This window comes from Porticoccus hydrocarbonoclasticus MCTG13d (genome assembly GCF_000744735.1).
GTDB lineage: Bacteria > Pseudomonadota > Gammaproteobacteria > Pseudomonadales > Porticoccaceae > Porticoccus > Porticoccus hydrocarbonoclasticus.
Genome location: NZ_JQMM01000001.1, coordinates 251,021 through 262,512 on the forward strand (window position 1 = coordinate 251,021; position 11,492 = coordinate 262,512).

Annotated in this window: 11 protein-coding genes; 6 read left to right on the forward strand and 5 right to left on the reverse strand. The window is 53.6% G+C overall.

Annotation, left to right across the window (positions count from 1 at the left end):
- Nucleotides 1-20: 20 nt before the first annotated feature.
- Complete coding sequence (gene acnA, locus U740_RS01255) at nt 21-2,735, forward strand: aconitate hydratase AcnA (protein WP_051921106.1); 2,715 nt, start codon at nt 21-23, stop codon at nt 2,733-2,735.
- A gap of 27 nt (nt 2,736-2,762) precedes the next feature.
- Here the strand turns inward: acnA and U740_RS01260 are convergent, their stop codons facing one another.
- Nucleotides 2,763-3,875: an alkene reductase gene (locus tag U740_RS01260; protein WP_036858543.1), complete on the reverse strand. Its 1,113-nt coding sequence runs from the start codon at nt 3,873-3,875 to the stop codon at nt 2,763-2,765.
- Nucleotides 3,876-4,172: 297 nt separating this feature from the next.
- Here U740_RS01260 and U740_RS01265 point away from each other — a divergent pair, with 297 nt between their 5' ends.
- The 5 genes from U740_RS01265 to U740_RS01285 all read left to right on the forward strand — a co-directional run bounded on the left by U740_RS01265 (nt 4,173) and on the right by U740_RS01285 (nt 8,755).
- Nucleotides 4,173-5,195 carry an NADP-dependent oxidoreductase gene (locus tag U740_RS01265; RefSeq protein ID WP_036858544.1) on the forward strand — a complete coding sequence of 341 codons (1,023 nt, stop codon included), beginning with the start codon at nt 4,173-4,175 and terminating at the stop codon, nt 5,193-5,195.
- A gap of 87 nt (nt 5,196-5,282) precedes the next feature.
- The gene (locus U740_RS01270; protein WP_036858545.1) at nt 5,283-6,968 is read left to right on the forward strand and encodes a monovalent cation:proton antiporter-2 (CPA2) family protein; all 1,686 of its coding nucleotides are present in this window, start codon (nt 5,283-5,285) and stop codon (nt 6,966-6,968) included.
- A gap of 249 nt (nt 6,969-7,217) precedes the next feature.
- Complete coding sequence (locus U740_RS01275) at nt 7,218-7,427, forward strand: cold-shock protein (RefSeq protein WP_036858546.1); 210 nt, start codon at nt 7,218-7,220, stop codon at nt 7,425-7,427.
- Between the two features lie 159 nt (nt 7,428-7,586).
- Entirely contained in the window at nt 7,587-7,919 is a 333-nt protein-coding gene (locus U740_RS01280) for a cupin domain-containing protein (protein ID WP_036858547.1), read from the forward strand.
- Nucleotides 7,920-8,101: 182 nt separating this feature from the next.
- Complete coding sequence (locus tag U740_RS01285) at nt 8,102-8,755, forward strand: class I SAM-dependent methyltransferase (protein ID WP_036858548.1); 654 nt, start codon at nt 8,102-8,104, stop codon at nt 8,753-8,755.
- Between the two features lie 24 nt (nt 8,756-8,779).
- Here U740_RS01285 and U740_RS01290 read toward each other — a convergent pair whose 3' ends face one another.
- From U740_RS01290 to ntrB, 4 genes are read right to left on the reverse strand one after another with little or no spacing between them, the layout of a single operon-like run.
- Nucleotides 8,780-9,253, reverse strand: coding sequence for a nuclear transport factor 2 family protein (locus U740_RS01290; RefSeq protein WP_036858549.1), 474 nt, complete (start codon nt 9,251-9,253; stop codon nt 8,780-8,782).
- A gap of 58 nt (nt 9,254-9,311) precedes the next feature.
- The gene (cynS, locus tag U740_RS01295) at nt 9,312-9,752 is read right to left on the reverse strand and encodes a cyanase (RefSeq protein ID WP_036858550.1); all 441 of its coding nucleotides are present in this window, start codon (nt 9,750-9,752) and stop codon (nt 9,312-9,314) included.
- Between the two features lie 20 nt (nt 9,753-9,772).
- Nucleotides 9,773-10,660 (reverse strand): ABC transporter ATP-binding protein, encoded by an 888-nt coding sequence (locus U740_RS01300; RefSeq protein ID WP_036858551.1) that lies wholly within the window; start codon nt 10,658-10,660, stop codon nt 9,773-9,775.
- Between the two features lie 3 nt (nt 10,661-10,663).
- Nucleotides 10,664-11,491 (reverse strand): nitrate ABC transporter permease, encoded by an 828-nt coding sequence (gene ntrB, locus U740_RS01305; RefSeq protein ID WP_036858552.1) that lies wholly within the window; start codon nt 11,489-11,491, stop codon nt 10,664-10,666.
- Nucleotide 11,492: the final 1 nt, after the last annotated feature.

An 11,492-nucleotide genomic window follows, 5' to 3' on the forward strand; every position in this document is an offset into this window, starting at 1 on the left:
CAATCGAAACAGGAGCGAGTATGTCCAAGTATCAGTCCACAACCTCGTCGGTTATTGGCGACGACACCTACATCTTTTACGACTTTAAGGGTGTGTCAGACAAATACGATATTACCCGACTCCCCTATTCACTGAAGATCCTGCTGGAAAATCTACTCCGTCATGCCAATGAGGATTTTGTTCAGGACAGGGATATTGAAGCGGTTGCCGGCTGGGATCCGCAGGCAACCCCGAGGGAGGAAATCAATTTTGTGCCAGCGAGGGTTCTGTTGCAGGATTTCACCGGTGTTCCGGCAGTCGTTGACCTGGCAGCCATGCGCGACGCCATGCGCGAACTGGGGGGCTCACCGGACCGGATCAATCCACTCTCCGCAGTGGATCTGGTCATTGACCATTCCGTCATGGTGGATTTTTACGGTCACGAGGACTCGCTCAAAAAGAATACCGCCCTTGAAGTCACCCGCAATCGGGAGCGCTACCAGTTCCTGCGCTGGGGACAAAAAGCCTTTGAAAACTTCAAGGTTGTCCCTCCCGGCACGGGCATTTGCCATCAGGTAAACCTGGAATATCTAGCTCAGGCAGTCTACTCAAAGACCGTTGACGGCAAGCTAGTGGCGTATCCCGATACGCTGGTAGGTACCGATTCACACACTACCATGATCAACGGCCTGGGGGTTCTGGGCTGGGGAGTGGGTGGCATCGAGGCGGAAGCCGCCATGCTGGGACAGCCCATCAGCATGCTGTTGCCCCAGGTTGTGGGTTTTAAATTGACCGGCAAGTTACCCGAGGGCGCCACCGCCACCGATTTGGTACTAACTGTGACCGAGCAGCTGCGCAAACACGGGGTGGTATCAAAATTTGTCGAATTCTTTGGCCCGGGGCTGGAAAGCCTGTCACTCGCAGATCGTGCCACTATCGGCAATATGACACCGGAATACGGCGCGACCTGCGCTATTTTCCCTATCGACCGGGAAACCATTAACTATCTCAAGCTCACCGGGCGCAGTGAACAACAACTAGCCTTGGTAGAAACCTACACCAAAACTGTCGGGATATGGCATGACGAAAATACCCCGGACGCAGAGTACAGCTCGTTGCTGGAGCTCAATCTGGCCGATGTCGTACCTAGCCTCGCGGGACCAAAGCGCCCCCAGGACCGTGTCCCTCTCTCGGCTATGGCCGACCACTATCGCGAGCTGCTGGAAAATGCCACCGCCACACGCACTGACCAGATTCAGGCACGGAACATGGATGATGAAGGCGCGGCCATGGAAGAGCCAGTAGATACCGCTCACGAAATCACTTTCCAGAATCAAAATTTTCAGCTACATGATGGGGCAGTGGTCATTGCCGCCATTACCAGTTGCACAAACACCTCCAATCCGAGTGTCATGTTGGCAGCGGGCCTGCTCGCCCGGAAAGCGAGACAGCGGGGACTTACCGTAAAACCCTGGGTCAAAACCAGTCTGGCCCCCGGCTCGAAGGTAGTCACCGAATACCTGGAGAAGTCCGGCTTGCTGGAAGATCTCGAAGCAATGGGCTTCTATCTGGTGGGCTATGGCTGCACCACCTGTATCGGCAATTCAGGGCCACTGCCCGATGAAATAGCCGAATCCATCCGTGCCCGGAATCTCACGGTGGCGTCCGTGTTGTCTGGCAATCGCAATTTTGAAGGCCGTATTCATTCCGATGTAAAAACCAACTATCTGGCATCGCCCCCTCTGGTGGTGGCCTATGCGCTGGCCGGCAGTATGCTGCTGGATCTGAAAAACGAGCCCCTGGGCGAAGACGCGGAAGGTCGTGCCGTTTATCTGAAGGACATCTGGCCATCCTCAGAAGAAATCAAGGCGCTGGTTAATACTCATGTGGCAGCCGGACTGTTCCGGGAAAAATACGCAGATGTCTACAGTGGGGATGAGGAATGGCAGAACCTGCCGGTATCCGGTGGGGAGCTGTACAGCTGGCCGGAATCCACTTATGTCCGCAAACCGCCTTTTTTTGAAGGCATGACCACCGAGCCAGCGGCGATAAGGCCCATCGAACAGGCCCGTTGCCTGCTGAAGCTGGGAGACTCAATCACCACCGACCACATATCCCCGGCCGGCAGTATTGCCAAGGACAGCCCGGCGGGGCGCTATCTGGTCGAACAGGGTGTGGAGCCGAAGGATTTCAACTCCTATGGATCGCGGCGGGGCAACCACGAGGTGATGATGCGCGGTACCTTTGCCAATGTACGGTTGCGCAATCAGCTGGCTCCGGACACCGAGGGCGGATGGACCACTTACTTTCCCGATAATTCGTCGATCAGTGTGTACGACGCCGCCATGAAATACCGGCAAACCGAAACACCCCTGGTGGTGCTGGCTGGGCAGGAATACGGCACCGGTTCCTCCCGGGACTGGGCTGCGAAAGGTACCATTCTACTCGGTGTCCGGGCGGTGATTGCCAAAAGCTTCGAGCGCATTCATCGTTCAAATCTGGTGGGCATGGGGGTTTTGCCGCTACAGTTCAGTGATGGGGAAGATGCCGACTCGCTGGGTCTGGATGGCACCGAGCATTTCGATATTCCCGCTATTGATGCTGACCAACGCGAGTTATCTGTCACAGCAACCGGCGAGAGGGGAACCTGCACTTTCTCGGTCACGGTGCGCATCGACACCCCCAATGAATTCGACTACTTCAGAAATGGTGGCATTCTGCACTACGTACTGCGCAAGCTCACCGGTACACAGTGAACCTGTAGTAGGAACAAATCCCGTATTTCAGTTCGTGTCAGCGAGACGGGGGTAATCGGTGTACCCCCGCTCGTCGCCACCGTAAAAGCTGGCGGAGTCCCATTCATTCAGCTGGGCATGACGACGGAAACGCTCGGGGAGGTCGGGGTTGGCAATAAACGGACGGCCAAAGGAGACCAGATCACAACGGCCTGCCTTGATCCGTCGGCGCGCCTCATCGGCCGTGTATCCGCCATTGGCGATATAACAACCTTTATACCCAGCCCGGATAGCATCGATTACCTGCTCGGGCCGACCGTCGGCATGGTTGCCCTGAAAGGAATCCTCCACCACCTCAAGGTAGGACAGCCCGGTCTGGTTCAGCCGCTCGGCAAAGGTCCCATAGGTAGTCACTGGATCATCATCATACATATCATTAAAACTGCCGGTGGGACTGACCCGGATGCCGGAACAGTCGGCACCCCAGACAGAGAGAACAGCATCCACTACCATCATCGGAAAACGCAGCCGGTTTTCTAGAGAGCCGCCAAATTCATCCTCGCGCTGATTGCTGCCACTGCGCAAAAACTGGTCGATCAGATAGCCATTTGCCGCGTGGATCTGAACACCGTCGAATCCCGCCCGCCGAGCGTTCTCCGCACCGACCCGGTATTGATTGACGATGCCGGGAATCTCGTCTCTGTTCAACGCCCTGGGCTGGGGAATATCCACCATTCCCGAATCGGCACTGATAAAAGTCTGCGCCCCGCGGGGCTTGATTGCGGAAGGCGCCACGGGCTGTGCACCCTCCGCCTGTAGGGCGGGGTGAGAAATCCGGCCCACATGCCAAAGCTGCAGATGTATTCGGCCCCCTGCCTGATGTACCGCATCCGTGACCCTGCGCCAGCCAGCGATTTGCTCGTCCGTATAGATGCCGGGAGTAAAGGCATAACCTTTACCCTGCCGGGAGATCTGAGTTGCTTCACTGATAATCAGTCCCGCACCAGCCCGCTGCCGATAGTATTCAGCATTCATTTCACTGGGAGCATCACCCGGCTGGGTGGCTCTGGAACGGGTCAGCGGCGACATGACGATACGATTCGGCAACAACAGATTACCGAGCCTGAAAGATTCAAAAAGAATGTCTGCCTGCGTGCTCATGTTCCTCTCCTGTTTCTGTTGCAATGATCTATGGGTCAGGCACACGCCAGTTTCGCATCCAGTCTGCTGCCGCGCATACACTCTACAACATCAATGTGCATTCGATGGATTGACTATCCGACGACCCGTGACGGGCAATGGAAATATATGTTTTCCTGGAAAGAATTCCCCGACAATATCTGACAGTGCCGACAAATCCACCTGCTGTGGCCCATAATCAGTATCATATAACCATATTACAGCTTTGTCGGATCGCAGCACGACAAATAACCAAACCGATCTTTGCGGGAGTAAACCATGCAGCAACCGGTCAATCGCCAGGTAATCCTCAAATCAAGACCTTCCGACATTCCACAGGCGGAGAACTTTGCTGTTATCGAATCGGCGATACCCTCTCTGAATGACGGACAGATACTGGTTCGCAATGTATATCTCTCGGTGGAACCAGCGATGCGCGGCTGGGTCAGCGCAGTGGCCAATTATTCGGAACCGGTAGCGATAGATGGCGTAATGCGCAGCCTCACAGTGGGGCATGTGGTGGAATCGCGCCATCCCGATTTCCAGATTGGCGAGGTTGTCACAGGCATGTTTGGCTGGCAGGACTATGCGGCCGTCGAGGCAGCCGCCATTCAACGCAAGGTGCCCGATAACGGACTGCCGATCTCCACTGCGCTCGGTGTTTTGGGGATCAATGGATTAACCGCTTATTTTGGACTTTTTGATCTGAGCCAGCCGAACCCGGGTGACACCGTAGTTGTATCTACTGCCGCTGGCGCAGTGGGCTCCTGTGTTGGCCAACTGGCCAAACTGCATGGTTGCCGTACCGTTGGCATTACCGGCGGCCCCGAAAAGGTCGACCTTTGCCGAGAGACTTTTCAGTACGACGAAGCGATTGATTACCGGGCTGATGATTTCGAAGCGACACTCGCCCTGGCCTGTCCGGATGGAGTGGATATCTATTTCGATAACACCAGCGGTCCGATCAGCGATGCAGTGATGCGACACATCAATGTCGGCGCACGTATCACCCTGTGCGGCACCGCCTCAATCACTCGCTGGGATCCCATTCCGCAGGGACCAAGAGTACACCGGCAGCTGTTGGTCAACCGGGCAAGAATGCAGGGCTTTCTGGTATTCGATTATATGGATCGCTATGCTGAGGCGCTTGAAAAACTGACTCCTCTGGTTCGCAATGGTGAGCTTCGATATCGGGAAGCCATTCTCGAAGGCATTGATCAGGCACCGGACTCAATCGCCAGCCTTTACCGGGGCGACAATCTGGGCAAACGCTTGATCCGTATCGCACCTGACCGTATTTAACCGATGGCAAAACACAGGATGGCAACCCCTTAACCGGATTCTCTACTATCACAAGCCAGAGCACTTTATAGAAAAGTATGCCCGACCATGACGCCATCCTATCTCACTGACATCATCGCCCTGCTGGTGGCGGCTGTCATCGCTGTACCGCTGGCTCAGACACTGCGGCTCGGCGCTGTCCCGGGTTTTTTGATCGCCGGGCTGGCCGTGGGACCTTACGGCTTTGGTCTGATCAGTAATGTCGGCGACATCAGTCACCTGGCTGAAATCGGTGTGGTCTTTCTACTGTTTGTGATTGGTATTGAACTGAAACCTTCCCTACTCTGGCAGATGCGCCGCCTGGTATTTGGCCTGGGTTCCCTGCAGGTATTGTTGAGTGCGGTTCTGATCGGCAGTATTGCCTATTTTCTATTCGATATTTCCTCCCATGCGGCCATTTTGATTGGCCCGGCGCTGGCCCTGTCTTCCACGGCTTTTGTCATCCAGCTAATCGCTGACCAAAAGCTGATAAATTCAAGCTATGGTCGCTCCTCTATCGCCGTGCTGCTGATGCAGGATCTCGCCGTAGTCCCTTTACTGGCGCTGGTTCCCCTGCTCTCCGGGCCAGAGATCAAAATGGATGACGATATCTGGCTGACGCTGATCAAATCCGTTTCGATTGTCGCACTGGTAGTCTTTGTGGGACGCTATTTACTGCACCCACTCTTACACCGGGTGGCCATGTCCGGTAGCCGAGAAGTATTCACGGCTTCGGCCGTACTGATTGTGATGGGCACCGCGCTGGCCACTGAACATGCCGGCCTGTCCATGGCGATGGGTGCCTTTCTGGCGGGTATGCTGATCTCCGACTCATTTTACCGCCATCAGGTAATTGCCGAAATTGAGCCCTTTCGCGGCCTGTTGCTGGGTATGTTTTTCATGTCCATGGGGATGTCGCTGAATATAGGTCTACTGCTGGACAAACCGTTTCTCTCCCTTGGCCTGCTCGGTCTACTGTTGCTGGTAAAAATGCTAGTGCTGTTACCGATCTGTCTCCTGTTAGGGCTAAAAACCCGGGTCAGCCTGGCCGTCGCACTGATACTTGCCCAAAGTGGCGAATTTTCTCTGGTGCTTTTTTCTCTGGCAAATAAATCCGGCCTACTCGGCACAGCATTGTTTCAGCAACTTTTACTGGTGGTCTTGCTGAGCATGCTTGCGACCCCGTTACTGGCAAGGAAAGCGGAAAAACTGGCGAAATCCCAACACGGCGAACGACAAGAGCCAGAAACCATCGCTGAAGCACCTATAGTTCTGGCCGGCTTTGGCCGGGTTGGCTGCAATGTCGGTGAAATTCTCACCCGATCTGGCAAATCGTTTGTCGCGTTGGATGCAGATCCGGAAGTAGTTAAGCGGGAGCGAGCCAACGGCCACCCCGTCTATTTTGGCGACGTTCGAAAACCCGAAGTTCTTATATCCGCAGGCGCGACCAATGCCCAAGTCATCATCGTCACTATCAATGACTCGAAAGCCACAGAAGCGATTGTCGCTTCTCTGCGACGCACCTATCCCAAGAAACATATCTATGCCCGTGGTCTCGGCCTGCCCCAGTGCCAGTCCCTGAGTGACCTGGGTGCCAACGGGGTGGTTTCGGAAAACCTTGAAGCCAGTCTCGAATTGGCCAGAATGGCATTGGCAGATATGGGCGTATCAGATGCCATACTGCTGGATACGATCGATAGGTTTCGCCAGAGGTACCAGAGTCGGATCAAGCGCACCAAGCTCGATGAACCCTAAACCCGCGGGAAGCGGCCCTGAGTCCCAAAACCTAGTGGCAATCAAATAAATCTACCATTCCTGAAAAAAACCCTATATAGTGCGTAAAGCTTGAAAGTACGTCCTATATTTATGTGCACCATTTCGATGTCTCATCTTTAGAACTTCGGCCTGTTATTCATAATTACTAGCAATACTTCCAGCAAATACCGCCTCCTCAAAAAGGCAACAATTAATACTTTATTACCAATGAATAGATAGGAAACGAATATGTCTACAGTTACCGGCACCGTAAAATGGTTTAACGAATCAAAAGGTTTTGGATTTATCGAACGTGAATCCGGCCCCGATGTTTTTGCTCATTTCAGCGCCATTTCAAGTTCAGGCTTCAAAACCCTGATCGAAGGCCAGAAAGTGGAGTTTACTGTCACCCAGGGACAGAAAGGTCCCCAGGCTGAAAACATCGTAGTCGTCTCTTAATACAGAGACTCAGAGACTACCTGCTGACAACTGATAGTTGTCAGCCCGCTTCTTCCTGAAGAAGTGGACAGAAAAAGGGCAAGGTTTATACCTTGCCCTTTTTTATTAACGCTTTATCCTGAATATTGCGAGGGTAAAGCTACGACAAGGAGATAAAAAATGACAACCAAACTGAATTTTGAGGGCGTAACTCGCGTCAACTGGAAAGATGTTGATGCTGTCGAAGTCTGTCCCGGTATCTTTGAGCGGAAGCTCTGGGCCGGAGAAAACGGTAGCTGGGCAGCAGTTTATGAATTTCAGCCAGGTGCCAAATTTCCCGACATCGACAAGCATGAGAAAGGGCCTGAGCAAATCTATGTTATATCCGGTGTATTTGGTGGCGGCAAAGAAGACTACCGGGAGGGTGATTTTGTTCATCAGCCGAAGAATTCTTCTCACATTCCGCAATCGGAAACCGGCTGTACGCTACTGGTAATCTACCCTGAAGGTTGACCAGCCTCTTCACCGGGTTTATGGCAGTTGAGTAGAGCTGGAAGTAAAACTGCCGAACACCCTTCAGCCTATTACAGGGGCGGGATAAACGATGCATTTTACGCATTATCACCGCACCTGTTTTCGCGGTGGACGATCCATAATGTAACCGACATTATCAACCAACGCATACTGGAGCCCCTATGTCGCTGCTGCGCGTCCGCTACCAGACCATAGAGTTTGGTGAACTGGATATTCACATCCGAACCCTGCGCAGCAATCTGGAATACAGCGATCCGGACGGAGACGCTGAAGCGCTGGGCATCTCTTCAGCCAGCTGGCCACTTTTCGGTGTCGTCTGGGATTCGGCCAAAGCATTGGCGCACCACATGCTCCGTATGGATACGGACAGCAAACACATCCTTGAAGTAGGCTGTGGCATTGGCCTGGCAAGCCTGGTGCTCAACCATGGTGGCGCAGACATCACTGCCACGGACTACCATCCCCGGGCAGGGGAATTTCTCAATATCAATGTCCAGCTCAACCAGGGGCAACCCATTCCTTTTGTCCGAACGGGCTGGGCCGATGAGGATCTGCTACTGGGTAAATTCGACATGATTATCGGCAGTGATGTGTTGTACGAGCGTGAACACGTCGACCTGCTGGCAGCCTTTATCGATAAACACGCACGGCCCACCTGCGAAGTGATCATCGTAGATCCGGGCAGAGGCCACCACGCGCCATTCAGTAAAAAAATGATTGAGCTTGGCTACACTTCCAGCCAGCAGAAAATAGCCAACACCGACTACTTGCCAGAGACCTTCTCCTGTCAGGTGCTTCACTATTACCGGCAATGACTCCACTCCCGACTGAACCCTCAATCAGAGCCCCAGAGCCGAGAGACCGGGGTAATCCATTGGCCGAGCTCCCGGCGACCAGTTAAATTTTCTTTCAGCTTCAGTGATGGGTATATCGTTGATACTGGCATAACGGATTTTCATCAGGCCATTTTTGGCAAACTGCCAGTTTTCATTACCGTATGAGCGAAACCAGTTACCCTCCCTATCGCGCCATTCATAGGCAAATCGTACCGCGATTCTGTCATCACTAAAGGTCCATATTTCCTTGATCAACCGGTAGTCCAGCTCGCGTAACCACTTGTTTTCCAGAAATGTAACAATCTCACCGCGACCAGAGAGAAACACGGACCGATTGCGCCAGCGGGAATCCTCCGTATAAGCCAGCGACACCAATGCTGGGTCTTTGGTATTCCACGCATCCTCGGCCCTGCGCACCTTGAGCACGGCGTCCTCAAATGTAAACGGGGGCAACGGTGGCCTCAGTGGTTCATTCATGGCTTTCTCCTCGCAGCAACCAAAGTTGGCATCAGTCCCCGCACAATCCGGCAAGACATTACCAACTCTTGTAGGGTAGAAACTTGCCGTTCAGGGTCAGCAATACCCGGTCGCCCTTGGGGTCCTCAATCTTGTCGACTTCCATGGAAAAATCGATGGCGCTCATGATCCCGTCACCAAATTTTTCCTGAATAACCTCTTTCAGAGTATCCCCGTAGACCCCAACCACCTCATAAAGCCGGTAGATCAACGGGTCTGTCGGCACCGACTTGTCCCAGTTTTTTGTTGGATAGCTCGCCAGTGCAGTGGCAACTTCCGGACCCAGACCCAGGTAGTCGGCAATCGCTTTCGCCTTTTCCGGTGGGGCACTGTTCATGCCGAGACAGGCGGAGGTCAGCCACACCGTCGACATACCCAGATCATCGGCCATGGTCTCCCAGCTCAAACCCTTGGCCAGCTTGATACTGATAATGGTTTCAGTCATGGATACTTTGTTCATGGAAACTCCTTAACTTTTCATTAGATAGCAGCCTTCAGGCCTGCCGACTGTTCACTTTGTGGATGAATTTCAACAGAGGGGTCTATTTCCTGCGTGGCCCCGCCAACCTGCCCTGCAGAGCCCGACAATTGCCCGGAACGTTTCACCAGGAAATTCACCAGGTAATTGCGAATCTTGTAGTAGGCAGGATCCTCAATAATATTCGCGCGGTTGCGCGGGCGGGGTATATTGATCTTGACGGATTCGGCCACTCTGGCGTGGGGACCATTGGTCATCAACAGCACCCTGTCTGCCAGGAGTATGGCCTCGTCGACGTCGTGGGTAATCATGAAAACGGTCTGCTGGGTTTCACTCCATATTTTCAGCAGTTCATCCTGAATGACCCCCCGGGTCAACGCATCAAGCGCACCAAATGGCTCATCGAGCAGTAACAGCTTGGGACTAGTGGCAAAGGCGCGGGCAATACTGACACGCTGACACATGCCGCCGGACAATTCGGATGGCTTGCGATGAAGCGCCCCGGATAACCCGACCATTTCCAGGAAGTGACTGCTGTGGGCGTCCACTTTGGCTTTATTCCACTTCGGCCACCTCGCCTTGACCCCAAAACTGACATTCTGAAGAGCCGTTAGCCAGGGCAATAAGCTGTAATTCTGAAAGACCACACCGCGATCAAGGCTCGGTCCGGAAGCCTCCTTGTTGTCCATGATCATGGTGCCCGTGGTGGGGGTCTCCAGTCCCGCCATCACATTTAAAATGGTGGACTTTCCACAGCCTGAGTGACCGATAATGCAAACAAACTCCCCTTTGTCGATGCCGATGTTGGCACCTTCAAACACCACCAGATCCTGCTCTTTTGAAGGATAGACTTTGGAAAGCCCTTCGATACTGACGAAATGTCGACTCATGGGCTAATCCTCGTATTGCACCAGTTTCGTCACAGCTGCCAGGGTCATATCCAGCAACATACCGACGATACCAATCATCAAAATGGAAAAAATAACGCTGTTCAGATCCAGATTATTCCACTCGTTCCAGACGTAATAGCCGATACCGGTTCCACCCACCAACATTTCGGCAGCGACAATCACCAGCCAGGCGATACCAATGGAAATGCGCATTCCGGTGAGAATGGTGGGCGCTGCCGCCGGTAGAATCACCAGAAAGGCCGTTTTCAATGGGCTCAGCTCATGGGTACGGGCCACCTTGATCCAGTCGGTGCGGACATTGGCCACGCCAAAGGCGGTATTGATCAACATGGGCCAGATGGAACAGATAAAGATCACAAAAATGGCTGATCCCTCCGAGTCCCTGATGATGAATAGAGCCAGAGGCATCCAGGCCAGTGGCGAGATGGGACGCAGTACCTGGATAAAAGGATTGAGTGCCTTGTGCATCAGAGGCGACATGCCAATAACAAAACCGAGAGGTATTGCGATCAACGCCGCCGCCAGATAGCCAGTCAGCACCCGATAGAGGGAATAGGCCAACTGGATACCGATACCTTTGTCATTGGGACCGGCATCGTAGAAGGGGTCGCGCAGCTCATTCCAGGCATGGCTGAACACCTGGGACGGGGGTGGAACGCGGGCCTCCTGATCTGCTCCGCCCATCATCCGTTCATATTCCGACAACCCCGTACTGGCCGCAGGGGCCTGATTCATCGCCTCCCAGATGCCGAGCCCAACCAGTAACAGCAACAGCGAGAGCAGGGTTGCCTTAATATTCAGTGACGCCATG

Excerpts from the sequence above, each read along its gene's own strand:
- acnA (WP_051921106.1), top strand. The coding sequence starts at position 21 with ATGTCCAAGTATCAGTCCACAACCTCGTCGGTTATTGGCGACGACACC.
- U740_RS01260 (WP_036858543.1), bottom strand. The coding sequence starts at position 3,875 with ATGAGCACGCAGGCAGACATTCTTTTTGAATCTTTCAGGCTCGGTAAT.
- U740_RS01265 (WP_036858544.1), top strand. The coding sequence starts at position 4,173 with ATGCAGCAACCGGTCAATCGCCAGGTAATCCTCAAATCAAGACCTTCC.
- U740_RS01270 (WP_036858545.1), top strand. The coding sequence starts at position 5,283 with ATGACGCCATCCTATCTCACTGACATCATCGCCCTGCTGGTGGCGGCT.
- U740_RS01275 (WP_036858546.1), top strand. The coding sequence starts at position 7,218 with ATGTCTACAGTTACCGGCACCGTAAAATGGTTTAACGAATCAAAAGGT.
- U740_RS01280 (WP_036858547.1), top strand. The coding sequence starts at position 7,587 with ATGACAACCAAACTGAATTTTGAGGGCGTAACTCGCGTCAACTGGAAA.
- U740_RS01285 (WP_036858548.1), top strand. The coding sequence starts at position 8,102 with ATGTCGCTGCTGCGCGTCCGCTACCAGACCATAGAGTTTGGTGAACTG.
- U740_RS01290 (WP_036858549.1), bottom strand. The coding sequence starts at position 9,253 with ATGAATGAACCACTGAGGCCACCGTTGCCCCCGTTTACATTTGAGGAC.
- cynS (WP_036858550.1), bottom strand. The coding sequence starts at position 9,752 with ATGAACAAAGTATCCATGACTGAAACCATTATCAGTATCAAGCTGGCC.
- U740_RS01300 (WP_036858551.1), bottom strand. The coding sequence starts at position 10,660 with ATGAGTCGACATTTCGTCAGTATCGAAGGGCTTTCCAAAGTCTATCCT.
- ntrB (WP_036858552.1), bottom strand. The coding sequence starts at position 11,491 with ATGGCGTCACTGAATATTAAGGCAACCCTGCTCTCGCTGTTGCTGTTA.